Annotated in this window: 24 protein-coding genes; 1 reads left to right on the plus strand and 23 read right to left on the minus strand. The window is 44.0% G+C overall.

Annotation, left to right across the window (positions count from 1 at the left end; translation table 11 throughout):
* Positions 1 to 47: 47 nt before the first annotated feature.
* From PCH01S_RS16730 to PCH01S_RS16815, 16 genes are all read right to left on the minus strand, one after another.
* Positions 48 to 1,109, minus strand: a complete 1,062-nt coding sequence (locus PCH01S_RS16730) for a DUF917 domain-containing protein (RefSeq protein WP_042231045.1) — start codon at positions 1,107 to 1,109, stop codon at positions 48 to 50.
* Between the two features lie 10 nt (positions 1,110 to 1,119).
* Positions 1,120 to 2,730, minus strand: coding sequence for an OPT/YSL family transporter (locus PCH01S_RS16735; RefSeq protein ID WP_042231046.1), 1,611 nt, complete (start codon positions 2,728 to 2,730; stop codon positions 1,120 to 1,122).
* A 393-nt stretch (positions 2,731 to 3,123) separates the two neighbouring features.
* Positions 3,124 to 4,047 (minus strand): DMT family transporter, encoded by a 924-nt coding sequence (locus PCH01S_RS16740; RefSeq protein ID WP_042231047.1) that lies wholly within the window; start codon positions 4,045 to 4,047, stop codon positions 3,124 to 3,126.
* A 9-nt stretch (positions 4,048 to 4,056) separates the two neighbouring features.
* Positions 4,057 to 4,716 (minus strand): aspartate/glutamate racemase family protein, encoded by a 660-nt coding sequence (locus PCH01S_RS16745; RefSeq protein ID WP_042231190.1) that lies wholly within the window; start codon positions 4,714 to 4,716, stop codon positions 4,057 to 4,059.
* 161 nt (positions 4,717 to 4,877) lie between these two features.
* Positions 4,878 to 6,422, minus strand: coding sequence for a PucR family transcriptional regulator (locus PCH01S_RS16750; RefSeq protein ID WP_042231048.1), 1,545 nt, complete (start codon positions 6,420 to 6,422; stop codon positions 4,878 to 4,880).
* Positions 6,423 to 7,042: 620 nt separating this feature from the next.
* A complete protein-coding gene (locus tag PCH01S_RS16760) occupies positions 7,043 to 7,498 on the minus strand; it encodes a hypothetical protein (protein WP_042231050.1) in 456 nt (151 codons plus the stop codon).
* 24 nt (positions 7,499 to 7,522) lie between these two features.
* Positions 7,523 to 7,894 carry a hypothetical protein gene (locus PCH01S_RS31410; RefSeq protein ID WP_241688831.1) on the minus strand — a complete coding sequence of 124 codons (372 nt, stop codon included), beginning with the start codon at positions 7,892 to 7,894 and terminating at the stop codon, positions 7,523 to 7,525.
* A 57-nt stretch (positions 7,895 to 7,951) separates the two neighbouring features.
* On the minus strand, positions 7,952 to 8,236 hold the full coding sequence (locus PCH01S_RS16770) for a hypothetical protein (protein ID WP_042231051.1): 285 nt from the start codon (positions 8,234 to 8,236) through the stop codon (positions 7,952 to 7,954).
* Positions 8,237 to 8,266: 30 nt separating this feature from the next.
* Complete coding sequence (locus PCH01S_RS16775; protein WP_042231052.1) at positions 8,267 to 8,608, minus strand: hypothetical protein; 342 nt, start codon at positions 8,606 to 8,608, stop codon at positions 8,267 to 8,269.
* Positions 8,605 to 9,030: a hypothetical protein gene (locus tag PCH01S_RS16780; RefSeq protein ID WP_129112466.1), complete on the minus strand. Its 426-nt coding sequence runs from the start codon at positions 9,028 to 9,030 to the stop codon at positions 8,605 to 8,607. Before PCH01S_RS16780 ends, PCH01S_RS16775 begins: the two co-directional genes overlap by 4 nt.
* A gap of 19 nt (positions 9,031 to 9,049) precedes the next feature.
* Positions 9,050 to 9,583, minus strand: coding sequence for a hypothetical protein (locus PCH01S_RS16785; protein WP_053228733.1), 534 nt, complete (start codon positions 9,581 to 9,583; stop codon positions 9,050 to 9,052).
* Between the two features lie 1,075 nt (positions 9,584 to 10,658).
* Positions 10,659 to 11,345: an RHS repeat-associated core domain-containing protein gene (locus PCH01S_RS30495; protein ID WP_129112465.1), complete on the minus strand. Its 687-nt coding sequence runs from the start codon at positions 11,343 to 11,345 to the stop codon at positions 10,659 to 10,661.
* 93 nt (positions 11,346 to 11,438) lie between these two features.
* A complete protein-coding gene (locus tag PCH01S_RS16800) occupies positions 11,439 to 11,717 on the minus strand; it encodes a type II toxin-antitoxin system RelE/ParE family toxin (protein WP_042231056.1) in 279 nt (92 codons plus the stop codon).
* A complete protein-coding gene (locus PCH01S_RS16805) occupies positions 11,714 to 11,995 on the minus strand; it encodes a hypothetical protein (protein WP_042231057.1) in 282 nt (93 codons plus the stop codon). Before PCH01S_RS16805 ends, PCH01S_RS16800 begins: the two co-directional genes overlap by 4 nt.
* Positions 11,996 to 12,031: 36 nt before the next feature.
* A complete protein-coding gene (locus PCH01S_RS16810; protein ID WP_241688830.1) occupies positions 12,032 to 13,273 on the minus strand; it encodes an IS110 family RNA-guided transposase in 1,242 nt (413 codons plus the stop codon).
* Between the two features lie 187 nt (positions 13,274 to 13,460).
* The gene (locus tag PCH01S_RS16815) at positions 13,461 to 13,682 is read right to left on the minus strand and encodes a hypothetical protein (RefSeq protein WP_042231058.1); all 222 of its coding nucleotides are present in this window, start codon (positions 13,680 to 13,682) and stop codon (positions 13,461 to 13,463) included.
* Between the two features lie 310 nt (positions 13,683 to 13,992).
* On the opposite strand from PCH01S_RS16815, the gene PCH01S_RS16820 reads away from it, so the two are divergent.
* Entirely contained in the window at positions 13,993 to 14,202 is a 210-nt protein-coding gene (locus tag PCH01S_RS16820; RefSeq protein WP_042231060.1) for a helix-turn-helix domain-containing protein, read from the plus strand.
* Positions 14,203 to 14,510: 308 nt separating this feature from the next.
* Here PCH01S_RS16820 and PCH01S_RS16825 read toward each other — a convergent pair whose 3' ends face one another.
* The 7 genes from PCH01S_RS16825 to PCH01S_RS16855 all read right to left on the minus strand — a co-directional run bounded on the left by PCH01S_RS16825 (position 14,511) and on the right by PCH01S_RS16855 (position 26,069).
* A complete protein-coding gene (locus tag PCH01S_RS16825; protein ID WP_042231061.1) occupies positions 14,511 to 14,990 on the minus strand; it encodes a hypothetical protein in 480 nt (159 codons plus the stop codon).
* A gap of 77 nt (positions 14,991 to 15,067) precedes the next feature.
* Positions 15,068 to 15,379, minus strand: coding sequence for a hypothetical protein (locus tag PCH01S_RS16830; protein ID WP_042231062.1), 312 nt, complete (start codon positions 15,377 to 15,379; stop codon positions 15,068 to 15,070).
* A 70-nt stretch (positions 15,380 to 15,449) separates the two neighbouring features.
* Positions 15,450 to 16,064 (minus strand): hypothetical protein, encoded by a 615-nt coding sequence (locus PCH01S_RS29350; protein WP_053228734.1) that lies wholly within the window; start codon positions 16,062 to 16,064, stop codon positions 15,450 to 15,452.
* A gap of 724 nt (positions 16,065 to 16,788) precedes the next feature.
* On the minus strand, positions 16,789 to 22,017 hold the full coding sequence (locus PCH01S_RS16845; protein ID WP_053228735.1) for an RHS repeat-associated core domain-containing protein: 5,229 nt from the start codon (positions 22,015 to 22,017) through the stop codon (positions 16,789 to 16,791).
* Between the two features lie 109 nt (positions 22,018 to 22,126).
* Positions 22,127 to 22,510, minus strand: coding sequence for a hypothetical protein (locus tag PCH01S_RS30500; RefSeq protein WP_129112464.1), 384 nt, complete (start codon positions 22,508 to 22,510; stop codon positions 22,127 to 22,129).
* A gap of 112 nt (positions 22,511 to 22,622) precedes the next feature.
* Positions 22,623 to 23,378 carry a GBS Bsp-like repeat-containing protein gene (locus tag PCH01S_RS16850; protein ID WP_053228736.1) on the minus strand — a complete coding sequence of 252 codons (756 nt, stop codon included), beginning with the start codon at positions 23,376 to 23,378 and terminating at the stop codon, positions 22,623 to 22,625.
* Positions 23,379 to 23,798: 420 nt separating this feature from the next.
* The gene (locus PCH01S_RS16855; RefSeq protein WP_084706626.1) at positions 23,799 to 26,069 is read right to left on the minus strand and encodes a LamG-like jellyroll fold domain-containing protein; all 2,271 of its coding nucleotides are present in this window, start codon (positions 26,067 to 26,069) and stop codon (positions 23,799 to 23,801) included.
* Between the last annotated feature and the right edge of the window lie 202 nt (positions 26,070 to 26,271).

Here is a 26,271-nt window from a genome sequence, read left to right on the forward strand (position 1 = left end):
TTCCTCCGTATGAATTCACTTTGATGTCGAAATGAATGAACCCGGATTTAATCCAGATAAGAAAGAACCGGCTTCTTGATAATGTCTTCCACCGCCTGCAGCAGCTTGCGGTTTCTCATCGTCGTGCTGAGCAGCAGCTTCTCGGCGGGCACCGCAATGACGGCGATGTGCTGCCCTTTCGCGATGGCGGCCGATACGATCGGCTTCGCCGTTTTCGCGTCCAGCGTCATGATCAGATCCGGGAAGGTGGCAAATCGCTCCCCGTCTTTCTCCAGCGTCATGTACTCGTTCCAGAACGTCATCTCGTACGCGTCGTCGATCCGTACGGTTCCGGCATCGAAACCGCCCGCCGTTTCCAGCGAGAAGTCCGTTACCGTACCGGCGGTTACGACCTTGCCTCCGAGCTGCGCGACCACGGCCTCGATGGCGGCTTCTCCCTTCGCGGAGAGCAGCGCCCGGCCGACTTCGATCGCCTGCGTAATGGCCCCGGCCGCGCCGTTGGCTCTCGCGTAAGCCGCCGTTACGGGGTTCCGGGCGACGGCCACGAGACCGCCCGCTTCGATGGAAGCCTTGCGGATCATCGTCGACGCCTTGTCAAGCGACCCGGAGATGCTCAGCTCGATGTAGCGGTCGCCACGGCCGCCTGCGGCCGCTTGATGGGATACATAGTCCTCCACCTCGGACAAGTTCATCGAACCCATGGAACCGGTCGGGTGGGCCCGGCCGTTGCAGGCGAAATCGACGAGCGGCACGCCGGTGATCGCCGACTGGAACCAGCCGTTGACCGTCGTCCCGGCCCCGTTCTCGTTCGTGTGCAGCCCCTGGATGGGCCGGCCGATTTTGGCCGCGAGCATCTCAAGCGCCTTCGCATAATGAACGGGCTTCACAAACTGTTCTTTGGCCGCGGGAGCGCCGACCATGGAGACGGTGACCAGCAGGTCGTCGTCCCCGAATTCGTCGAGAGAGATCAGCTCGGGCTCGCCGACTTCCAGCGCCAGGCGTCCCAGCTTCAGCCCTTCTTCGATCCAGCCGCCGCCACCGCCGCCGAGAACGGCGCCGCCGTATACGGCCTGCTCTACCATTTCTTCGTTCAGCTTAAGTCTCGTCATGGAAGTCACCTCATTTTTTCAGTTTGAATACGGAGCTAAAGAAGCTGTACAGGGCATCCCCCGCGATAAAGCCGGCGGCGAGAATGCTCATCGGCGTTTCGGCTTCTTTCTTGAAAATTTTCAGAACAACGATCCGGATCAGAATACCGGCGAGTACCGCCCAGCACGCATTCGGCGAAACGATCAGAAGACCCGTTGCGAAAAGCACCCCGATCTGACGGGACGGTCCTCCGAGCAATTGGACAATCGCGCCGGGAATCGCCCAAAGCAGCAGTTGGCGGGCAATATCGGCCGAAGCTCCGGCCTGGATGGTCGACACGTACACTTTATCGATAGGCGGAACGAGATTTTGCGCAAAATAGCCTTTGTACGAGAGCAGCACGGTCAGCAGCGCGACGCCGAAAGCGATCATCGCCGTGATGTACTGCTGTTTTCTCCCGTGAAGCTCAAGCTCGGGATCTTTGCCGTTGCCCCGGAGAATGTATCCGGCTTTCAAATCGTAGCCCATATCCGCAAACGCCGGGCCCGTCGCGGCGCTGAAGCCGGCCAGAAGCGCAAGCGCAACCGGCGGAAACCCGATCAGCATGCCGAACAGCAGCGTAATAAAAGCGACGGCAAACGCCGGGAACCAGCCGGAATGCATGGCGGCGATCCCTACGATGATCTCGTGCACGAAGGCGGCGAAAGCGGCGAAAATGATGAAGCCGATCAGCATGCCGAGCGACATTTTCGTCATAATGCCGCCAATGATGGCAATGAGCAGGGCGATGACCAGGTAAGCGGCAAAGCCGAGGCTGAGGGTGCGGCGGGCTTCTTTATCCGTCCTTGTCAGCCTGATGTCCCTGACTTCTTCCTCGCTCTCCGCTTCGGAACCCGCCGTTTTCGGGCGCTTGAAAAGGAGCATCCCCGCCTGGATGAGCGCGACGATACCGGCGCCGATCATGACCCCGTGGGCGATGTACAGCTGATTGACGTCGATATCGAACCACGGCACCGAATACTGCCGGATCATCAGGCCGATGCCAAACATCGTCAGCGCCCAGATGTTTCCGATAAACGCGACACCGAAAGCGGACATCGAGATTTTAAAATACGAGCCGATGAGCCCGATAACGGTTCCGACACCGAGCAGCAGCGCGCGCTTGCCGCCTTTATCCCCCGCCAGGATCGATTCCGCGGTAGCCACGCCGGGCGCCCAGGTTCCTTTTGCCGGGAATAGTTTGGAGTCAAAGAGCTTGTACAGCAGCGTCGCGTCGACGAACATCGCCAGCGCGGCTCCGATCAGCATCGGCACGATCAGTTCCGTCGCGCCCATCGCAAACGGAATCCCGATCGGAATGAGCAGGCTGTTGGCCGCTCCGAACGTCGCCGAGGAAATAGACGTCTGAACCAGATTCTGGCGGTGGATCGATTTGTATTTGCGGAATATCATCACGGGAATCCGGGCGATCAGCATCGCGACAAGCGCTCCGATAATCGCGGTATTCGGGGTTACCCCCAGCGTCGTGACGAGCTGCATCCCGATAATGGCCCCGATCACACTGGTGACAATGTTCAAGATCAGTGCGAACGGCTCGAAAATACTCGGGTGCTTCTTTTCCTTTTCCTCTTTCTCTTCCATGGACAATCCCCCTAATCACTTGATGTAGAACCATTCTCCCGTCATCTGTTTCCTTCAGGAAACTTTTTTTCTGTTACGGGAATGAAGCCGAAGGCAGAGGTGCAAGTATTTTTTATACAAGTAGTATGTGCAAAATGGAATGTTCCGACAAACGAAAGTGCAATGCGGTAAAAATCGCCTTATAAACCTCGTGATAGAGGCAACCCTCACCGTCGTTCCGGCCGTGCTCTCGCAACATGTATAGGCTATACCTACCAGGCGTGTCCCATTCGTCACGTGTACGGCATTCATCGTAAACATCCTATTCCATCTCGCCCATACCGCTTTAAAGCTTTACTAGAATATAGCCCGAGGGTATGACAAAACCGGCTCGCGGGCGCTTTCCGAACGAAATTACTTTCCGGCCGAATCCGGCAAAACTTCCGGTAACGTCCGTTTCTTTTTCATGGAAAATATACGCAGTTGAACCGTTCCGAGGAGAACCCCGGTAAAAACAAGCGCAGCCCCGAAAAGCTGCGGAGCCGTAACGGCGCGGCCGAAAAGAAGAAATTCCAGCAGCATCGTCATCAGCGGCTGCAAATTCAGCACGATGGCCGCTTTCGCCGCGCCGAGTGTCTGCATGCCTTTGTTCCACATGACCCCCGTAAGCCCCTGCGCCACGATCACCGTCACGATAACGAGCGCCCACATCCCCGCGGGATGTATCCAGGTGGCCTCTCCGGCCGCCAGAACGAACGGATCGAAGAGCACAGCGCTGAGTGCGAAGCTGTAAACCGTCACGATAAAGGGAGAAAGCCGCCTCGTCAAAATGCGGACAAAAATCAAGTTGCACGAAAAGGTAAACGTCGCGCCTGCCATAATCCAGTCCCCTGCATTAAACTGCAAACCGCGGACATTCAAGGCGAAAGCCAGACCCGAAATGGCGATCACACTGCCCGCCACCATGCGCCAGGTCACCCGTTCTTTCAGGAAAAGAGCGGCCAGACCGGCCGTAAACAAAGGCGACAGTGTAAAAATAAGCGACGCGTTCGTAGCCGTCGTGAGCTGGAGTCCCCGGAACAGCAGGATCTGGTTCGCAATGAGGCCGATTCCGGCCGAGCAGCAAAGCCAGAGCGCGTCTTTTCCCGTTATTTTCACAAAAGCGCGCGTTCCCCACGCCCACAGCAGAAAGGTGCCGGACACGATCGTCAAGCTCAGCGCCGAGAGAAACATGGGAGGAAACTCCCGGAGCAGCACCTGTCGGACCATGTAATTCAGCGCCCAAACGAAGACGCAGAAGATCAGAAGCAGGTACGATCTGGCCGATGTCCAAGTCACGAGCTTGACTTAATTCGGCTCGCGGACATCATCGAGCTGCTTGTAGTAATGGGAGGCGAACAAGCCCTCCGCTTCGACGGCGTCGACGACCGGAACATGCAGTTCGCTCCGGAGGACGGCGGCCAGGCCGATGGTCGAGAAGCCCGTGCAGGCGAACACGATGACCTTCGTCCCCGCATCCAGCAAGGAGCGGGCGGCTTCGACCGCTTTCTCGCGTCCGGCCGGTGTCATGAGATCCGTCGTGTTGGTGACGCCTTCGGGACGCGTGTAGCGGACAAGCTTATCGCCGAGCAGATCGCGGATGACCGCAGGCGCTTCCTCCGTGATACCTAGTACGCCAACGGGCCGGCCCATGGACAATGCCGCGTACGCCGCGGCGCTTCCCGCTCCGATGACCGGCACCGAGACGCTATCGCGCAGAGGCCCGATCGCCGGGTCCGCCGCGCAGGAAATGACCAGCACCGTGCAGCCTTCCGACTCCATTCGCTTGCCCAGCTCGACAATTTTCGGAACGGCGATGGCTTCCGTCTCCCCGTCATAAATGCCGAGGGGCTGATCCGGAATGCATTTGCTCACAACCGGCAGTCCATACGTCTCTTCCAGTAATTTTCCGTGCTGCTCGAGAACCTTCGTATCTTCCGTCGTTAATACGCGGATCACTCCGATCATGGCTTCCCATCCTTCCTCGTTTTCGCTTGCTTTTGTAGACTTCGTGTGGCTTGTTAATGCTGGATTGGTAATATTGTATTCGTTTCCAAAGAGGCGGACCATGTTCTCGACTACCAAAAATAACGAAGGCCCTTTGTGCTCGGAGCACAAAAGGCCGGATTTCATTCCAAATTTTTCAATAAATAAAACGACGTGCACAAATAATATATCAGCCGTTTCGACGTATCTTCCATGTCTATGTCAGCTATGTCTTTGATGCGGTCCAACCGGTATTTCACGGAGTTTCGGTGGATGTACAGCTTGTTCGCCGCTTCGATCAGACTGCCCCCGGCCGCCAGGTAGGCATGGAAGGTGGGCACAAGATCGGTTCCGTTGTCCCGGTCATACTTGGAGAGCTTGCCGATCTTCTTCTCCGTGAACGCATCGAACCCTACATAGGCCGACGATTCCAGCAGCAGATCGAACATCTCGATCTCGTCGTAGCTGAACGTACGGCGTTCCTTGTCCAGCCGGCAGCCGATGGTCATCGCTTTTTTGGCCTTCACGTAGCTGCGGTACACTTCCCAGAGCGGAGCTTTGCCGCCGAAGCCGGTCCGGATTTGGCTGTGGGAGTCCAGCAGCGGGGCCAGAACATCGGCCCACCCGGCCGTTCTACCGGCGACCGGCTGCTTCGTGCTCGGCTCCGGCACCGCCGGCGAAGCCAGCAGAAGGACGAGCCGGTCCCCCTGCCGGAGCAGATGGGACTTGACCTTGCGGGCGGCCGACTCGCTGTCCGTCAGCTCGCCCAGGGCGGCCGGCAGGGAGGCGTGCTCCTCGAACAGGTGCGGCTCGCCTTCGACGATGCAGACTTCCCAGCACCAGTCCTTCTGGAGGCCAAGCTGCCTTCCCTTGTTCTCGGCGTCCTGCCTGGACAAGGGCAAGCCCATCAGCAGCTCCTCGAAGAAGTTGCCCTGCAGCCGCTGCTCCGTGTCGTAGGCGATCTTGCGGCGCATCAGCTCCAGCGAGAACACCAGCCGCGCATGCTCGATGCAGACCAGCTCGAGCTCGTCGAGCTGGTCCTTCCCGATGATGAGGCGCCCGGCGAACTGCTTGTCCACCGACACGTCCCAGCTCTTCGTCCGGCCGGCCGGCGGATCTCCCGCATCAGCGGGCGACGAAACGATGACGCGGCCGTGTTTGTGGATCACCCAGATGGGCGCCTGGACCAGCTCCGCCACGCTGTCCGCCACCACCTGGATGCCTTTGTTGTGCAGCACAAGACCGGTCAGCGTCTTGTTCACTTCCTCGGATCTGCGCAGCAGAGCCGCTTGTGTATTCAAAATCTGCTCCATCACCGTGTGCGTGATATCGATATACGGAATTCCCGGCGGAATCTGGATCACCGGAATCCGGTACCGGTTGCTCAGCTCCACCATCTCGGCGGGAATGCCGCCCATGAACCGCTCCGGTTTGATCGCAAGTGCCGCGGCATCCGCCCTTCTCAGCTCTTCCATCAGCTCCAGCACCAGGCCCGGATCGTTGCGCATGGAGTAGCCGGTGGTTAGAATAAGCTCGCCTTCCCGTAGCCAGCCCTTGATATCAGGGACCTCCATAATGTCGATATAGCGTACAACGCGGTCCAGCCCTTCCTCTCCGCTGATCAGCGACGCGTCTTTCAATATCGGAAGCTGGAGCAGCTCCCGGACCGTCATCCCTTTGAGATTCATCGTGTTCACCCGATTTCAGACAGTTTGTGCGTTTCTTGGTGCGTGGGGTAAAGGTAAAAAAACTTCTGCGTCTATTGTATCATTTCTGCGTTTTTTTGTGGGGAGGAAGGGGCGTGGCGGGAAAGAGAAAAGAAGGATGCCTGTTAGGAGGCTCCTTCTTTTTGGAGGAGTGGCTTGGATTTTAATTGGACCAGAAAAGGGGCGACAATTATAATCACCTTATCCTGTTGTAATATTTTTTTTGAAACTAATCATAAAATTCCCTCTATATTTAATTCGGCCTTTATCTTGTTCTTGCATTGCATTAAAAGTTTGCTGGTCCAATACTCGCAACTCAATAATCTTATCCTCACATAAGATTACAATGTTACATATATGGACCATCTTCCCGTTCATCCCTGCAAACTTTTCAGACTTCTTCTCCAAAATTTTGCAATCGCAACAGTGAGCAGGATTCTTTTTAATCCAATAATGAATCAGTTGAATAACTACACCAATAAATAGAAGGAGTAGTAGAACATTAAGTAAAGTTTGATTCATGTTGATTTACCAATAAGAGCTTTTCCAAATGTGTTATGCTTTCTCATTTTGTCCGACTCTCCTAATTAAATTGAATACAATCATACTTTTCCCTTTCTTATAGGAGGTAAAAGTTCAGAACGGCTGTGGATCATGATCAAATCATCCAAAACCGTTATTTCATGCAAAGCGGATTCATGCTGTAAAGAGGTACTTTCGGCATCACCATGAAAATGGCTCACTTCCATATGCTCAGGCAGGCACACAAAAACAGCGCGGCAAACCGATAACGAGTCCTCCAGCATTTCCTCTATTTCCTTAAGAGATAGCCAGAGAAAACCTTCTTCTTGGAATCTTTGGATCGACGTAAGCGAAACCCTCTGCGGCGGTTCGACTTTCCCGCTTGGGTGATAATCCCCGATGTAAGTTGGAACCAACTCCAGATCTCCTATCAGCCAAGATACATTCCGGCTTAAATTCGTATAAAATTGCAGCAATCCCAAAATTTCTTTGCTGTTATTATTGGAATCTTTTGATTCATAAGTAAACGAATGCATAAGTGTCCTCCACTGAACGTCTATCTATCCTTCTTGTTGATCCTTCTGAACATCATTGTTTTCAAATTCCCTTCGGGAGAATAATCTTCGTTCATACTCCGCGAACCAATCATATCTGTGTGCTTTTATCAAAGAGAGGGCTTCATGTAAAGCGGCCTCCTTCAGAAGCAATAATTGGTTGTAATTGATTTCCGATTTTCTTAACCATATGAATGCTAACGATTCGCCACAGCTTGCAGCAACCATTTCACCTATACCGTCTTGATTAGATACCTTCAGCAGGATAGCGATTGTTTCTTCATCTTCAAAATGTTCGCCCAGATCTATCACCGCGTCATCTTTTTCAGCTTCGGTTGAATAAGGATCCAGTAAAATGTCGATTAGTGCTTTTTTCATCCTCGTTCTCTCCTAGATTTCAGTTAATAGATAGTTAAGATAAGGATAGGACTAATCTTAAGTGAACAATTCACTTGAATTTTCTCTCACTACACGCTCTACATCCTCTGTTGTAAAGTACACCCCCGGATATTTTTGGTGATCCTCTTCAAACGGAGAGAATCTCGCCGCTACTGCAGCAATTTCTCTGAAAAGAACTCTTTCCGTTTCAGTTACTTCCTCGTCATTAAGCTCATAATGGTAAGTCATATGAAATTCATCACAGAACGTTTCTGCCTCTATTTCTTTGTCCTTGTATAGTCTTAGCAGCCAACAGAGGCGCTCTTTGGGTGTCCGTTCCATGTGAGATCCCCCATTTTTCCCTAGCGTCATCTAGCTCAAATCAATCGTAGTCCAACCGGCCGAGACAATTTCTCTTTTCCATCGAGATAACTCGATTTGCAAATCCTTTTCGTCTGCGGAAATTTCGAACTCTATTCTAGTAAAGGGTTTTGTAAAAAATTCAATATAAGGAGGGCTGGCCGTGAAATCTCTTTGTCCGATGCAGAAGTCTTTTTTTCTGATTTCATCTGTCATCTCATCCGTTAAATTCTCGGTTCTCCTCCGGTATTGGACCCAGTGTTCATGGCATTGTTTAAAATCTATCTTTTTATTTTCTCCGTTTTCATCGGTATAGACAAGACCATCAACTGTAAGGTTTTCAATGATTTTCATGCGACTTCCCCCTTTCGGCTTTCATAATCCTCCAGTTTGCTTATCCGCTCAGCCAAGATACTAATAACAAAAGCAAACACCAAGAAAATCATGCTCATAACCAACGGTTCCGTTATTTCAAACTTATTTTCATAATAAAGAAGAAGGGCATCCACAATAAAAACAGTTAAAGTAAATAAAAAGAAAACAAGGAAATGTCCCGTCTTTGATGGCATCGGTTCCGAGCGAACGTACTTCACGATCCCCAAAATCATATATGTACCGAAAATGTAAAGAATATTATCAACCTGTAGGTTCTCATTAACCAATCTTCGATAGATGAGATTAAAAATAAGTAAGACAGCAAGAACACCCGCATATTTTAAAAGAGTCAAAAATCTAATGTGCATAAGCAATTCTCCATGCTTGATAGATTTTTCCATTCCTTGTAAAATCCTAAACTCACACTTTCCATTCTTCTAACAAAGGATCTTGAATTAAATCGCTACACAAAATTTCGCCAACTTCAAGAAACCGATTATACAAGTCCTCAAATATCCTTGAAATCTGTTCTCTCTTCATATGAATAAAAACAGGGTCAGGAGTCCAATGAGTGCGGCTTGAGCATGTAAGCTTTATTGCATCCTTATCCGGGCTGAATGCTACCTGTCTCTCCATTCCTTGCTCGTAAAAATCCAAAATAAAATCATACTGGTTTAATTCAATTTTCTTAAGGATTTCGGGTACCTGCTCCATAACTGTCGATAAATCGGTTCTACAATCCACCGGCCAGTCTTTCTGACCAAACCCCGAAACTTTAAATCTGACAGCCCCCGAAATTTCGAAAATATCGCAGACCATGCTAGTAACCGCCAATGCACAGTCCTTTTCAAGATCAAATACAAGTTCTTCTTTATTTAATTCTTTTCTTGTTAAAGGCTCGTTTACGAGCAATTTCAGATCAAAAATAGGAGCACTCCCTTTTTTAATATTCAATAAATTAAGCTTATCTATTTTCCTATTATCTACTTTATTTTTAATATATCCAATGAGTTTCGCAGAATGAAGTTCTTTTTCCTTTAAATCAATATTTCTTATCGTAAAAGAGCCACGTATCTACAAAACAAAAAGCAGCATGTGATGGGCTAAGGTAGCGATTCTATAACCCTTGTGACATCCTGTAAAGTTGCTTTCCTTGACAACCTCGTCCATGTTACACGTTGGCGGATTGATTACTTTTAATTAGCCAGAAATCAGGTGTCCCTATCTTCATTTGACGTACCTTCATCTTCGATTGTAGTACCTCCGCGCGGTGGCTGTGAAGTCAGGAAGAGGCTAGCCTGAACGTTACCTTACCTGTTCTATTTCAACTGGTCTCACCAGACTGTCTTTCTGCTATAACCATCGCTTCAAATGGTCAGATAGTTGCGGATGATTTTAAAATTGTTCTCACTATTCGTAGTCTGCTTATGTCGAATTGCAATTACAAAAAGCATTTCATTTGGAAAAACCGCGAGAAAGCAAATGTTAAGAATCCTGCATGAAATATGGAGGTAACAAGGAATTTGGCTGAGGTTAAGAAAAAGAACGGCAGTACGGATAGGTTATATAATTCAAGCCAAATACTGTACGTATATCGAAAATGGCGGAATTTTAATGCGGGGATAACAAGGGTTAAGTTCGACTAAACAAGGTTAGAGGATTCATTCGGCACTGGGTGGGGGCTATTTAACTTGCCGCCGAACAAAAAGAAAACCACAATACGATGGTTAGTCGCATTGTGGTCAAAGTCACTCTGATTTCGATTTTTCAACTTCAATCGAGTGCCAGTTTATACTTCCTTTTTACTCACTTCAGGTTTGAATCCATACCTCATCTATTATCTTAAATATAACTGTCAATAATAAAATTAATATCAAGACAAGTTTCTTATTGGTTAATTTTAATATTAAAAATAATAATAAAAAATATGAGAGAATTATTCCTCGTTTTATCCAATCATTATTAACAAATAGAAAAAATAAAATTGTACAAGAAAAGAACAGATAAAACATTCTACTGGTAATCCCTCTCATTTATACACCTTCCAGTAAATCCAATTTTTCAAGTTGTAAGAGTTAGTATTAATAATCATATTCTCAGTAGTTCCAGTTTTTTTGTTTGTTCTGTATACCATTGTTTTAACGTCGCTAACATCAGGAACTGAACCAAGATAATTATCAGTTACCCATGCTCCCCCTAATCCCGATCCATGGGTAATTACTTGTTTACTTGGATCAATTTTTTTACCTATAATTACACCGACATAATAACCAAATGCTGCTTTTGCCGCTCTTCCCATTAAATTTTCTGATTTTGATTGAATATGTACTTGTTCTGAGTAGTCATAAGTCACAAAATCTCCTTCATAAAATACGGTTCCCATACTATTAACGGCTATCGTCATTTCTTCTCCCGCGTCAGTAACAATATCATGATAAGCTAACATTGTATCATTTGCTCCTAAAATCCCTACAGTAGCTCTTCGCGATTGGTAGAGACTATTAGCTAACACCATATGATTATCTCGTAACTCTTTGGATTTTTGACTAGCCACATCCCGCGCTTTTATATCTCCCGAAGAATTATATCGTTCCCATTCTGCCTTAAGAGAATTTAATTGTTTGTTCAGTACCCACACTATTGAATCTAATGCAATATGCCCACTAGGATCCACATGCGTAAGCGGATTATTCATCACATAAGTATACAAATTCAAACTCAGCGGATTACCCAGCTGCCCTTCATACGTATCCTAATTTATAAAGCGTTCATTACAAAACAAAAAGACGGGGTTCTGCTCCCGCCTTGGCTAGTCTGACTTTTGATGTTGGTGTCGTAGGGCTTCGATATAAACGGTTTGATGATCTGCGGAGAAGGAATAATAGACTTTGTAGCGGTCTATAAAGATGCGGTATGTACCCGCCCACGACGGCTCGTTTGTCGGTATCGCGGTGGACAGAAGAAGAATTTTATGTTGGATTTTGCGGACAAGTTCAATCTGATAGCGTTTCGTCTCTTCCCGCGTGTAGTGCTGACTCTGGATTTGCTTTAAACTATCCCTGGCTGCTTGGGTCCATTTGATGTTCATAGGTCGCCCTTTTCAATGGCCTCCAGGATTTCTTCGGTTGTGTATGTCTTGTTGCCTGCAATGTCCATTTTGGCCTGCCTGATCAGCATCTTTAATTCCTCATCGCTCTCGATTTCCTCCTGAACGATGTTATGCAGCGGCTTCACTAAGTAGTGCTTTCCCTCGATATCTACAATGGTGGAGTCATCCTCCTGTACCCATGTTTTAAATAATTCGGCATTCAAGCCTTCAAGCTTTCTGAGCATTTGAAATCCTCCCTGCTTGATATAGATATCCATTAGTATACCACCTCCGTTAAGTTCTTGATACGTACATTACGGCTTAATACCCATGCTCATCCCGGCTTGCAAATTGGACGAAGAGGGCATGTTGTATTCACTTTTATTTTTCATGAGTGAATAGATGATGTTGGTTAGCTTCCGCATGAGGCAAATAATTGCCTGAATTTTGGTTTTTCCTTCCGATTGTTTCCGCTGGTAATAGGCATAGAAATGGGGATTATTCGGCTCCTTGCTCCCTCTCTTCACTCCAATCTGCCGACACGCAAGCTGGTAAAAAAGCTGATGCAGTTCTCTGTTTCCTTGTCTGCATTTGTGATCCTTGTGTTTATCTCCGGAACCGATTAGAACGGGAGCAATTCCTGCAAAGCGGGCTAATTTATCACTGCTGCCAAATCGTGAAATATCCCCGATCTCCGCTACAAAATTAGCTGCCGTTACCGTATCTATGCCGTACATCGTTTCTAATCGATAGCCAGTTTGAGGAAGCAGCAACGCAATTCTGTGTTCGAGAGATTCAATCTCTTTCTTGTTCGACTGGATTCGCCTTATCGTGCTTCGGACGACGTAATCCCTATCTTCCTGATAGTCTCTTTTGGTTGTTCCATCCGAATGAATCAGTTTCAGGATCTTTTCTGCCGTTTTAAGTGAACAAGCGAAGTTACTTGGTTTTAGCAGAAATTCCCTTAATTCTTCTACAGAGGTTCCCAGTATGTGATGAGGAGCCGGATATCGTTCAAAAAAAGCAAGTGCCGTCTTCCCATCTACTTGGCTGAAAAATTTCCTGTAACTTGGATAATGATATGAAATTTGCACATGAAATTGATTGATCAGGCCGATATGTTCACGAACAAGTGAATTTCGTGTCGTAACTAACTGGCTAATCGCCCAGTAGTGATCGATAGGATTAGCATCCGGCAACTTCTCTAGTTGATCAACCAGCACATATCCCACGCACTCCGCATCCCAGGAATCTGACTTATGAACGATAGGATTCGCTTTTCTAAAAGCGCTTGCCAGTGACGGGTTAACCTCTTTCACCGCTTGGTTGTGATCCACTAGGAAAGCGGCTAAAGGCCGACCGTAGCCTCCTGTGTCTTCCAGCCCGTAAATAACCCCCTTACCCTTGGAAACCTTAGCGGCTGCTTTTATCAAATCAGGAAAAGCACTGGGCCGATTATCGAATTTGAACTCCCCTAATTTGCGTTTAAACCCGTTCAAAAAAACGGCTGTATGATGTCGTTTATGTAAATCCACCCCTACAAAAATATGATTCAATCTTCTTTCTTCAAACGCTTCCTGCTGTAATAGATAATCCAGTCTATTAGCCCTCCTATAGTTTCTTTTTTATCAACGAAAAGGTTTATAAAGAGAAGGCTTGCACCCTCATTTCAAGCAGTCTGTGCTGCATCCATACGCCAGCAATACCTTTCTCTTCATAAAGGTTTTCATATGTAACGTTGGTTTAATGCTGTCTTGCTTGGGCAAATCGGACATGGAGAAGTTCAGTCTGTAGATCAAGTCCAATGGCGTGTATCGCGAGTACGATCTCTTCCTGCATCAGTTTACAGGCGCTATCTTCATATTGCCGGATGACCTCAAATACCGCCGTCTGGCAAGCTTCAATCGTTTCAATTTGTATTTTGAGCCTTTGCTCTTCAAGAACTAACGAATCGTCGATAGTCATAAAACAATACCTGAAGGCATGCTGCCGACTATAGCCTGATTCGATAGGCACTTCACTTGTAGGTTGGTAAAAAGCTTATCGTGCTGATAGTTGTAATTTTCAAGGATCAATTGTAAGGCTCTCATTGGATATACCCTCCACCAAAGAAAAGTCATTGCTAGACTCTATAAATATAAACCGTTAAGAGTAACACCCCTAAACTTATTGTATTACCTTTAAGAGTATAGGTCAATGTTTTTCTGCATGGATTATGATATATTGAAGAGTAGGAATAGCATTACCCTTAAAAGGAACCCGTACGGAGGTTACCATGATTATTAAAATTCGTCTAAGAGAAATACTGGCTGAACGCGGTATTTCACAAAGGCAGTTTGCATTGTCCATGAATATGCGTTTGGCGACCGTTAACCACCTTTGCTCAGACAACGTAGACCGGGTATATATTCGAACCCTGGAACAAATCTGCGAAGCTTTGCAAATTGATATCAGCGAATTAATCGTTTCTCAGCAAGAGAACTAGCGCCTATCGTCATTCCCCTAACCTTCACGTCTTTCCAGAAGAGCTTAGGGGGCTGCGGTGAAATAAATCGGTTTACTTTATGTAAATATCCCCCCTGATAAAAGAGACCATTTTAAAGCTTTTATCGAGAAAAGTAGTCCTTACCTCCTCGTTTCATTCTTTTCTTCTCTATTACTCCTCATTACGCTAATTTTACTATTCATCATTGTTGGTATCGTTAAAGCTTATACCTGTTGGATTTTCATCGTTTTTTCGTTCTTTTTGTATCGCTATCGCATCGTAACAAAACGATCCGGGTACACCACTTCTCAACCCAAGTTGGCATAATCGATATGTAATTCAAGTTTTGTTTGGTTCTTTGGCAGAGGTATACCTTTGACTAAATTTTTCCGATTCACATATGTAGCGGCTGTATAAAATTGCTTTAATACGCCTTCCGGCACTTCTTGTTGAAGCAGTTGGAAACCAAGCAATGTCTCTATTTGAGAAATTTTTGACGGCTGGGATCTTAACCAAGCAGGACTGATTCCGTCCGGCTCATTCGGGAAAATGATTTGGTTCATAACCTTTCGGGTTATCTCCGTAAAAACATCGACCTTTAGAAGATCAATCACTCGTTTACGTCTCGAAAACTTTGTCCAATCATGATGACTTGGACGTATTTCCATCCGAAGCAATCCATCCGCTTGCCCTATGACTTCTTTACTCTCTCTGCTATGTATAACTTCTTTTTGCTTATTGTAAAAAATAATCTGGCTGCTCTTGTTTTTAAAAGCTACCGTCTCCAAATACCCCGTAATAACAGTCTTCTTGAATGAAAGATGAAGCCTGCTTAATCGGTTTAAATAATCGTCGATTTGTCCGCCTACCGAAGAGGTACCCCAAATAATTCAAATAACCTCTCGTGTAGACATTGGAAAAATAAAAAGATGTCATTCTCTTGTAGAAGCCTAACATTATTACCGTAAAGAAACTTGGGAATAGAGACTTGAACAATTAAACTTTGGCTCCATTCCTGATAAGTGATGTACGGAATCTTCTCATCATGTAGAACAAACGAACGTCTGCACAATCCCGTTTCTTCATCCAAAAATGTTTTAATAACGGGCTTTAAGTTATTCCAATATTCATTAGCAATAAACACATGACTAGCTTTCATGACAATCGTATCGAACATTCAATTCCCCCTTGAGTTAAATAAATGCTAAAATTTTAGATCAAATTAAACATGTTATAAGAATGCTTGCTTACCTGATAAATTTATGCTTTTCCAGAAAGGCGTGAAATTCTTTGTAGGTTTCATTTGGCTCGCCAACATTCCAGAATACCGAGTCAAAATCTGATTTGTGCTTATCTTGGAGATAGTATAAAACCATATCCAGTAGTTCAAGAGACCTTGGTTCATTTCGTTCAATAACGGAAGCGAAATCTTCCAGTAAATTCATTCTGCTGTTACCCATGTCATTGTCTTCGATCAACTTTTCATACTTTTCCAGTAAGCTTACTTTTTCATGTTCATGTTCAAGAAAACTGATAAACCCCTCATTTTCACTTACCGTTTCAGTAAACCATATTTCTTTTCCCGTTTCCGAATCAATATGTTGAGACCGAACCGACTCAAACTGATCCGTTACAGTAAAATAGATTTGTTGGATAGACAATTGTTCCGATTTTTTTAGTTCTTTGTTGAATAATGGCTTCGGGATTTGAGGAAATATCTTTTTCAAGTCCTGAATGCGAGCAGCAGGAATCTCCTTGTTTTTAAGCCACATGGAAATATTGGCTCGATTAATCTCAAGTTTATTTGCTAAATCTGCGTTCGACATCCTATAAGTTTCCAAAATGTATTTTAGACCGAACATAACCCTACTCCTTAACTTTGTTAAATCAACTATAATCATTTAACATTGTTAAGTCAAGACAAAAAACCACAACACAACGGATAGTTCGTGTTATGGCTTTGATAAAATTAAATATTTAACATCTTATTTATACTTAACGATGCTCTATTAAAATGTACTAAAATTAAAGCTCAATATCTAACACTTCATGAAAATCGTCAAAGTCCCTTACAATGCCATATTCCTCCCTAAAGTAGGATATCTTATTAAACTCACTTAAAAACACCTAATGTTTTAGTAGTTACTTCCACATTGTTTTCACCTTATTCTCTTTTTCCAAATAAATAATCCTAACATACAAAGTAAACTTCCTAGAACAAGACCTAGCCAAAATAAAATCATTATAATTATTAGTAAAAAACCAATTCCCATGTCTTCTCCTCTTAAAGGAAAGATTAACCCACGTAAAAGAATGTATAAGATCCAGTAGATAAAATAAGATAATGATATAATGGGTAGTGATTTCCAGTTGAATTTAATGTGTTTATTAATAAGTAATATAGCAGTCACCGCAACAAACGAACTGAAACTGATAATATATTCCGTTTTAAGCAACCATTCTAAGTCAGTATTTAGATAAGTAAATTCAAAATACAAACAACTTATAGCACTATAGTAGAGACTTAACAATAGTATTAAGATTATCTTATTCCTCAAAACCACAATCCTCCTTCTGTTTAATTTATCAATGCCACGACTTATACAAATCAATTCCCTGCCAAATCCTTGCTTGATCCCTTGGATCATCAAAATAACTTTTGTAATCTTCAACTTTCCAAGTACCGGCAAACATTTGAGCTAATCCTGCTGCTTCTAAAAGCATAAAATCTGGTATTTTCATCACCTTACCAAAATAACCATATGAAATATTACCGGGAACATCTTTGTCAACATACTCCCCGCTATAGATAAAATGTGAATGTTGCCAATCAGGTTGATTTTTTAAGTCAAGTTCAGCAGTTCCTCTCACTGTATTATAAAATTTCAAATATACATCTTTTGTAGAATTATTGTCTGAAAAATCTTTGTACTTTTTTTCGTATGAAATCATTAAATTATTTAATTTATCTGTTACATCATAAATCATATAATAATCTAGATCCTTATCATACCTGACAGTGTATCCGCTGGGATTATTTTTCTCATCATAAGAACCTGCGGAATTTCTCAACCTCCATGCTTCACTAGCTACAGCAGCTTTTCCACTTTTTGTTATCATGGGACTTTCTGCTGTTTGTTTAAGACTAATTAGTTTTGTGTCTACCTCATTACAGTTGTATAACCCTCCACCAGATTTAATACCACAATGCCCACTCGGATCAACATGCGTCAGAGGATTATTCTCCACATACGTATACAAATTCAAACTCAGCGGATTATCCAACTGTCCTTCATACGTATCCTCGTTAATAAACCGTCCCATGCTCGGATCGTACCAGCGGGCGCGTAGGTACTGGAGTTCCACGCTTTCATCCCAGTACTCCCCGCTATACAAGAATGGATTGTCTACCCCTTTGAGTACTGTTGTTGGATTACCCCATAGGTCATAAGCGTACTGATTGATTACGTTACCATTTGCATCCCTCAGCTCCACAACATCTCCATGTCCATTATGGACATAGTACGCTTTACTGCCATTTGCATCAACACGTGCTACCAATTGATTACCACGCAGATAACTGGCTTTATGAGCGGCCACCCCATTTGTGACTGTACCTTCGGCAATCATCTGATCGCCGTCATAATAATAACGGGTCGTGATTCCGTTCTCTGTCCGTTCTGTAAGCAGGTTATCCCCATTGTACTTGTAATTTACATGACTTGATTCATCCAGTTGTACGGCATTCAGCCTGTTCCGATTGTCATACGTATAGCTGGTATCTACGGGATTTATAGGCTTGTCGCTTTGCAAGGTAAGTCTATTGCCCCGATTATCATAGCTGTAATTTTCGTTGTAGTCCGACGAAGTAGCAATCCGGTTTAAAGCATCATACGAAAAGGATTGGGTAACTCCATTCTCCACTTTACTTGTTTGGTTAGCATGAAGGTCATAGCCATAAGAGAAGGACTGAACCGCTGCTCCTGATTTAGCTTGAGTTAGCGCAGTCAGGTTTACACCTTCATAGGTAAATGCAGCATGGACCCCGTTCTTCGCTTGAGTTGCAGCCAGCAATCCATTCTTCTTGTATTGATAAGTAGCATCCCACTCGGCCGGTTCCGTACCGACTGCGGTTATCCGGTTCTGTGTATCGTATTCATAATTTGTAACGACACCGAACGGGTCTGTCATCTTCGTGCGTTTTCCTTGCTGGTCATAGGCATATTGCAGTGTCCGCTGATCCGGATATTTGACCTGCGTCAACCAACCTGTTGAAGGTTCGTAGGTATACCCCGTTGTACCGATTCCATCCTGCATAGACAAGCGGCGGCCTGCAGCATCATAACTGAAGGATATTTTTTCATCCGTTGTCTCACTTGCCGTGAGCAAATTGACTGCATTGTACGTGAAGGTATGAATATTACCCTTCCTATCGATACTTTTCGTTAAATTACTGTTTGTATCATAGAAGTAAGTTTCAATCTGACCCAGTGGATCTGTTTCTTGAATAACTCTTCCCATCTGGTCATAGCTCTTCAACTTTTTATTATGATCGGGATACTCAATTTGGATCAAATTGCTCGCTTTACTATACGTGTAGCGTGTCGTATTGGCTTCCGCATCCGTTACAGATGCCAGCCTGCCCATAGCATCATAGCTGTACTGTGTGGTTTGTACATCCCCTGAATTACTTCCTGCCCCATCACTCTTTGTGAGAACTTTGCCTGCAGCGTCATAAGTAAACTTGACAGAACCGATCAAAGCTCCGGTGGCACTAGAAATATCCCGTTGAGTGGCTCGTCCAAGCAAATCATAGGTCTCTTCGGTTCTATTGTTCTCGCCATCTTTGCTTATCACCTTACGGTTAATATCGTCATAAGAGACGGTCGCTTTAGCCTGTTCTGCTCCAGGATATGTGGTCGCAATAAGCCGATCCCATTTGTCATACTCATAAGACGTACGGTTACCTGCCCCATCCTGGCTCCAAGTCTGACGGCCATACACATCGTAGCCAAACTCTTGTGAGGCTTTTCCGCTAATGCCGGACTTGATTTTCCATCCGAGCGGATTCCATTTCGTAATCTGTGTGACTCCTGTTGGATCTACGGTGGTGACTTCATTTGCCGCATCGTTATAGGTATACGTATACGTACTTGAATCAGGCTGGATAACCTTGGTGGCTCGGCCTAATACATCATATTCGTACTTAGTCATAAGGCCTTTGCCGTCTGTAAACTTCGTCATAGCACCAGTTGACGGGTTATACTCAAACCGCTGAGTCACCGTCATGTTTTGCTTGGCTGCATCCGTAACTTGTACGGATTGTTCAGCCGGAAACGCGGAGTGGTATTGAGTGCCGTACCCATTGTTCACAACAATATCTTGCGCGTCGTCTTTAATAGTAATGCTTATCGGATTCCCGTGAGCATCATACGTATAACTTGATTGGGCTTTCAGGGCTCCTGCCGAATTGTTCTCCTTCACCCGCACTTCCTTAATTCCATTCGTCCCTGGGTAACGCTCCAGTTCCATGTAGCTGTTTAGCCCACTCGTAGCCGGTGCTGTTACACTGCTGAGCAAATGAGTGGTTGCATCATACTGATACGTGCTCACCGTGTTGGCAGGATCAGTCTCTGTTAACACATTGCCGTATTCATCATACGTACGCTGGCTCACTTGTTCCGTCGAGCTGGAAGAACCCTGCACCTTTTTCGTGGTGGTTTTCGTTGGAGACGGCCAACGGTTTGTCCTGTTGTATTCCATCATCGTAATACTTTGTGTGGTACCGTCGTCTTGCTTAATTTGCGTGTTATAAAAAACTTCAGGTGTATTATCGTCAATATACACTCTGTCGTAGCTGTAGGAAGTTTGAGTCCGTCCGTTATTAACTATGGTTGTATAAGAAGTGTTTTTATTCTGAACCGATCCGCTATCTCCTGAATAGGTGTAATCTACAGGATTAGACCGGCTCTCGGTGCCATCTGCAAAAGTCACGACATCTTCCCTGGCTTTTACTCGGTGAACGGTTTCCTGACCAAAATAACCCAAGCTCCGATTAAACTTTTCATAAGTATAGTCAGTTCTAGCTTTAGTGGGATAATAAACTTGTTTCAACAAAGCAACATAATTGTCTTTCATTTTTGGATCACGTACCAAATCAAACGGAGCCGCTTCAACGTTGTATACATATTGTGTTTTACGTCCCGCCGGATCGGTAACCTGAGAAAGTAGCTCTTTATTACCTTGCGGATCCTTTATCTTGTCATATTTAACGGTGCGCTCACCAGAGGTCAGCGTCACTTCCTTTTCCGTATAAGCAATGGAAATTTCATTTCCTATGGCATCCTTGATCTTTGTAAGAACTTGTCCGTAAGGAGTAACGTCCTGATATTCAAACTGAATTGTGTTTTGATAAGCATCCGTTATTTGAATAAGTTCTCCGTTATGAGCAAAATACTGCTTTTTTCCATCCAGTGAATCCAGCCTGAAGGTAGACAGTAAATTATTCACTCTAACACTTGAATCATAATACATTGTTAGGTCTTTCCAAGGGTACCCTTTCAGAGTTCTGTCATCCAGCTCGTATGTTGCCCCGCCAAAAAGCCGGATGTAGGTTTTATTATTGTCCTTTCTTTCAATGTAAGGAAGATCCCAGCTCCATCCTTTTCCGATCGGATAACGGTTTTCGTTTTTGATCGGTTTGGTTTTATTGGCATAGCCGGTTCTTATGTATTGCGGCTTACCCTCCTTGCGAACGTTACCCGTCGTGTAAGCTTTCGCAATAAATTCCAACCCATCAAGCCGAATATCCTCTTTCTGAATAAACGGCTGCGTATTGGGATTTTCAGGATCCACGTAAGGCCAGGCCTTTTTAAAAGAGTCATATTGCTCATTGTTAAACTCTTCTACGTAGGGAATTTCGAAGGGTAAATACCAATAGGTATAGTCATTTTTAAATCGAATAACAGAACGATACCCAGGCCCGAAGGTGAAGTCCGTAGCGCCTCCATCTTCCGTGACCATCTCGTTGGAGTATTTAAAATATAGTCGGGTGGTGAGCTCCGGATAATATTGGGTCGTATAAACAGAATCATTTAGAACATCTTTTTCATAATATAAGGCGTCCGAACTGTCATACTTGCGCTTTAATTCAAAAGAAAGTCCGTTTCTCCCCGGTAGGGTCATATCTGTCGTTTGTATTTGCAGAGAACCGTTCAACGTAGATACATCTTCACTAATTGGGAAAGCCCAAGGAGCCCGATCCGCTTTAATATCAAGGCGTTTTACCGCTAGCTCATCATAACTGGTAGGATAGTTGGAAGATGAAAGTAGGGACACTCTTCCGTAAGTAGCATCCGTTACACCGGATGGATAAAGCAATGAGGGGTCAGGTATAATCGAATCTCCGGACGACTCCACATAGGTTCCATAAGTTTGCTCGGAAACAGTAGGAGCCGTCGGACCGGGCTGAGACTGCTTCTCTGCGAATCGTTCAGCCGAGTAGTCTTCCTTTTTCAACTGTTCTTCAATCGTTGGATTCATTTGATTTAACACTTCTCCAAGCGGTTGGGAAGGGTCCTGCCTTGTTTGCAAGGCGGATTGAATCTCCAACAGTGAGTATCCTTTGTTAAGTTCGGACAATAGGTCCGTTTCCGGTACTCCGTAAGTTTTGCTCAGGCTTTCTACCGTTAATAACGGCTGGGATATTTGCTGCGGATTGCTTGCGGATTGCTCATTCGCATGAATTACATATAAGGGAGCGAGCATTTGAACCATTAAGCAAAATAAAACCAAATAATTAATTTTCTTCTTCATGCCGTCGTTTCACCATTCCTTTGTAATAGTACATAAAACAGTTCCATAGGCCTTTCTATTGGTGGCTTCTATATTCTTATGGTTAAATTAAGTTTGATGACATGCCCTACTATGTATCGCCTAATATCTCATTAAATGAATTATATGGATACTTTAAATAAAGCAAATCACCTGAGTATCCTTCTTCATTATCAATCCTGTTATAGATGGATTCTGATATTTTATAGAGTCTAGCTCCATCAACTTGCACCTTACTTACGCCGCTATCAAGATATGCTCCAATAATCGTAATCGGATTACCTGTTGCTTGAAATTTAATATGTGATCTTCTCCAAGTATCATCCGTTTTAAAATACTTATAACCTAAGTTTAATCCCCAATTTGTTTGGGTATCATTTACTCGCATGGACACTGTAGTGGATGAAGTTGCTTTATAAGAAACAAGAAATAAGTAATAACTACCTTCAGTTAACGTTCCTAGTTCTTGATTCAAAGAAGCCCATTCCCCATCAAGTTCTAGTTGCTGACTTGTATTTCCATAGACAAACTTCACCATTCCTTATACTAGTTAAATTGCAGACACTTCGAGAAGAGCTCTAAGAAGTTTACTTATATTCCTTCCAAGTAAACTGTTTTCGTATCAAATTACCATTGGCATCGTAGATATATTTGGTATAGGACACCATTCCAGTTACCTCTGTTACTCCCCCGCCAACAAATTTCTGCTCATCTTTATCGTTGTACTTATAAATATGAGTAATATATTTCCCCGCCTCGCTATTGTGCTTCACAAACGGTATCACAACTTTCCATTTCCCTTCCCCCATAGGTATACCTTTATGCCAAATTATGTCGTCTTGATCGTCTGATTCTGTCCATGTAGGAAACGCAACTTTCGACGCAAACACATTGGATACATATATTTCGTAGTATCCTTTGGAGATATCTACAGTTGTTGGATACTCAATAACGGGCTCAGGATCTTCAGCTATAGTTACTACCTTTTCAACTAATATATTTTCTTTTCCTGTAGAATCTGTTAAGTATATATGGGTTACATAGCTCCCGGTTTCATTATTGTGATCGGATAGCGGGATTTTAACTCTCCAATTATTACCTTCCATCTTCTCGCCTTCATACCATATTAAATCATCATATCCATTTTCAAGCGTCCAAGTCGGAAATCGCACTCTCGTTGCATTAGAATTCAATACTTTAATTTCATAACTCCCATTGAACAAATAAGCCCTGCTTGGTGCTTCAACGATATTTTCTGCTTGAGCGGAAGTATTACTAGGCATAATCATCAATAAAAGAATAACCCCGCAGATCGTACTCAATATTTTAAATAATTTGGTCACTTGTCTCTCCCCTTATCGTAATACCATTTTTTAAATAAGCTTTGAATTTTAAGCCGTGATCGTTTTAGCGTTTGTTAAGTTGGAAAATTTGTCCGTATGATCTTCGATCACTCAGATCTTTAGAGATGAATCTAAGAACCTCCAGAAATATTTTTACGTTTTTTTCCAATAAAAATCACTACTTTCGCTTTATTATCAGATACTAGGTTAGTATAGACTATTAGCTCCTTAAAATATTTAGATTTTTGTGTCGTAATTTGTCACTTAATGATGTAATTAATAAAGATAACTTAATAATTCCATATAGTTCATCTTGTTTAGGTTCCCATATAAAAGGCACCCCAAAAGGGATGCCTTTTATCTTCACTCGTTTAAGTATTACTCTCCTAGTTCACCCGGAACTAATATCACTTTTACCGCTCAATCTGCAAGTCTCCAATTCCCAACCAATCCTGGTTCATTATTCATGAGAGCCCTGTACATATTGCTTTGAATCTCCGAACTTGTTATGGCCCGATTCCATACGTGTACATCCGCTAACTTACCTTTGAATTTATAGTTAGCTTTATCCACTCCAAAGCCCGATACGTATGCAGTAGGGGTAACTGTTACACTAGCTGTCGTTACATTCTGCACCTGCGAAATACTTTGTTTCACTCCGTTGATATACAATTCACTATTGGTTGCATCAGGCACACCGTTGTAAAAGACTGCGGCTACATGCACCCACTTGTTCTTTAATTCTGCTGACGGTATCCCATATATATCTGCATTTCCCGTGTTAAAACCAAAGTAACCGTTATTGAACCATAAATCATAACTTCCGTTCCAGCCGAATGGCATTACATTTTCAGTTCCATCCCAATTCATCCAGAACTCTACGGTGTTCTTAGCCCCGCTTGTTGTATTCACCGCAACATTGGTATATTCCAATTGTTTCGTTCCGTCAAAGCTTGATGCTTTTAAGATCGGGTCAGACACTCTCCAATTACCAACTAATCCCGGTTCATTTACATTTAACGTTCTATACATATTGCTTTGGATCTGCGAACCCGTTAAGGCCCGATTCCATACATGTACGTCCGCTATTTTTCCTTTGAATTTATAGTTTTTATCCACTCCATAACCTGACACGTATAACGTCGGAGTCGCTGTCACACTGGAAGAAGTTATACTTTGGACCTGCGAAATGTTCTGTTTCACTCCGTTGATATACAGCTCACTATTGGTTGCATCCGGCACACCATTATAAAAAACTGCGGCTACATGTACCCACTTGTTTTTTAACCCTGCCGAAGAAATTCCGTATAGATCTGCATTTCCGGTATTAAATCCAAAATGACCGTTATCGAACCATAAGTCATAACCGCCGTTCCAACTGAATGGCATTACATTTTCAGTTCCATCCCAGTTCATCCAGAATTCTACGGTATTCTTCGCTCCATCTGCTGTGTTAACAGCAACGTTTGTATATTCGAGCTGCCTTGTTCCATCGAAGCTTAAAGATGTTAAAGCCGGATCTGTCAGCTTCCAATTTCCGACTAATCCCGGTTCATTTCCATTTAGTACTCCATACATATTTTTCTGAATCTCCGAACCCGTTAGAGCCCGGTTCCACATGTGTACATCCGCTATTCTGCCAGTGAATTTATACTTACTCTTATCCACTCCGGAACCTGACACGTAAACCGTCGAGGTCGCCGTCACGTTAGAAGCCGTTATACCTTGTACCTGTGAAATATTTTGTTTCACTCCATTTATGTACAATTCGGAGTTTGCCGCATTCGGCACACCATTATAAAAGACTGCGGCTACATGTACCCACTTGTTTTTTAATTGTGCTGACGGTATTCCGTATATATCTGCGTTTCCGGTATTAAAACCAAAGTACCCATTATCAAACCACAAATTATAACCGCCATTCCAGCCGAATGGCATCACATTTTCAGTTCCGTCCCAGTTCATCCAGAATTCTACGGTATTCTTCCCTCCGCTATCTGTGTTTACCGCAACATCCGTAAATTCCAGTTGTTTTGTCCCATCAAAAGATAGTGACTCCCCGTTAAATTCTGAATTCGGTATTTCTACCGAATCTTTTTGAACCTGGAACCAACCACTGGATTTATTACTCCATTGTTCTCCGTCTGTTACCCTTACTTCAACCCGATACTTTTGGCCAACTTCCAAGTCTCTATCGAGTTTCCAAAACCCGTCGTTTGTTCTTCCATAGTAATCAAAAACTGGTTTTGAGGAATTGAGAGAATATAGTTTTATATTGAATGCATCAAAAATATTTTTATCATCTGTCTGCGTCCAAGTAATTGTCGGTCTTGTTGAATATACCAGTGTTGGCGATACTTCAACCCCATTCGGGCTATTTAGAGTTAGTTGGGGAGATTCCGAATTCGTCAAAGGAGTATACGTCTTTTTCAACAAATTTCCGGATAAATCATACTGATAATTAACCGTTCTCCCGGACGGTAATATACTAAACTCTAACCTTCCCGTTTTATCGTATACATACCCATAATCAGTTGATGTCCCATTCGTTTCAGCGCTAACCTGTTCTACAATAAACATAGTGATTAACAAAGAACAAATCCAAACTCTTGAAGATAGCTGCAGAAATCTTTTAAAATTATTCCTATTAAGCCTTGAACTTAATTTGTTTCTACTGCATACATAAGCCATGTAATGACCCCTTTTCTGTTTTCTATGACCAATAAAACTCAATATAACCCATGAATGTTCTTTTCCTCATTAGCATTAAAAGTCGAAATAAGTCGGATTTAATAAATTTTTGATAAATGTTATAAATAATAAGTTTTTATTTGGAAAATTAGAAATTAAGAATTTGATAATAACCTTGTTAAGTCAATATAAAAACCACAAT

The sequence above is a fragment of the Paenibacillus chitinolyticus NBRC 15660 genome, assembly GCF_000739915.1.
GTDB lineage: Bacteria > Bacillota > Bacilli > Paenibacillales > NBRC-103111 > Paenibacillus_F > Paenibacillus_F chitinolyticus.

What these genes read in the sequence shown, in the direction of transcription:
- PCH01S_RS16730 (WP_042231045.1), bottom strand. Translation starts at nt 1,109, where the DNA reads ATGACGAGACTTAAGCTGAACGAAGAAATGGTAGAGCAGGCCGTATAC.
- PCH01S_RS16735 (WP_042231046.1), bottom strand. Translation starts at nt 2,730, where the DNA reads ATGGAAGAGAAAGAGGAAAAGGAAAAGAAGCACCCGAGTATTTTCGAG.
- PCH01S_RS16745 (WP_042231190.1), bottom strand. Translation starts at nt 4,716, where the DNA reads ATGATCGGAGTGATCCGCGTATTAACGACGGAAGATACGAAGGTTCTC.
- PCH01S_RS16750 (WP_042231048.1), bottom strand. Translation starts at nt 6,422, where the DNA reads ATGAATCTCAAAGGGATGACGGTCCGGGAGCTGCTCCAGCTTCCGATA.
- PCH01S_RS16760 (WP_042231050.1), bottom strand. Translation starts at nt 7,498, where the DNA reads ATGCATTCGTTTACTTATGAATCAAAAGATTCCAATAATAACAGCAAA.
- PCH01S_RS31410 (WP_241688831.1), bottom strand. Translation starts at nt 7,894, where the DNA reads ATGAAAAAAGCACTAATCGACATTTTACTGGATCCTTATTCAACCGAA.
- PCH01S_RS16770 (WP_042231051.1), bottom strand. Translation starts at nt 8,236, where the DNA reads ATGGAACGGACACCCAAAGAGCGCCTCTGTTGGCTGCTAAGACTATAC.
- PCH01S_RS16775 (WP_042231052.1), bottom strand. Translation starts at nt 8,608, where the DNA reads ATGAAAATCATTGAAAACCTTACAGTTGATGGTCTTGTCTATACCGAT.
- PCH01S_RS16780 (WP_129112466.1), bottom strand. Translation starts at nt 9,030, where the DNA reads ATGGAAAAATCTATCAAGCATGGAGAATTGCTTATGCACATTAGATTT.
- PCH01S_RS16800 (WP_042231056.1), bottom strand. Translation starts at nt 11,717, where the DNA reads ATGAACATCAAATGGACCCAAGCAGCCAGGGATAGTTTAAAGCAAATC.
- PCH01S_RS16805 (WP_042231057.1), bottom strand. Translation starts at nt 11,995, where the DNA reads ATGGATATCTATATCAAGCAGGGAGGATTTCAAATGCTCAGAAAGCTT.
- PCH01S_RS16815 (WP_042231058.1), bottom strand. Translation starts at nt 13,682, where the DNA reads ATGACTATCGACGATTCGTTAGTTCTTGAAGAGCAAAGGCTCAAAATA.
- PCH01S_RS16820 (WP_042231060.1), top strand. Translation starts at nt 13,993, where the DNA reads ATGATTATTAAAATTCGTCTAAGAGAAATACTGGCTGAACGCGGTATT.
- PCH01S_RS16830 (WP_042231062.1), bottom strand. Translation starts at nt 15,379, where the DNA reads ATGTTCGATACGATTGTCATGAAAGCTAGTCATGTGTTTATTGCTAAT.
- PCH01S_RS29350 (WP_053228734.1), bottom strand. Translation starts at nt 16,064, where the DNA reads ATGTTCGGTCTAAAATACATTTTGGAAACTTATAGGATGTCGAACGCA.
- PCH01S_RS16845 (WP_053228735.1), bottom strand. Translation starts at nt 22,017, where the DNA reads ATGAAGAAGAAAATTAATTATTTGGTTTTATTTTGCTTAATGGTTCAA.
- PCH01S_RS16855 (WP_084706626.1), bottom strand. Translation starts at nt 26,069, where the DNA reads ATGGCTTATGTATGCAGTAGAAACAAATTAAGTTCAAGGCTTAATAGG.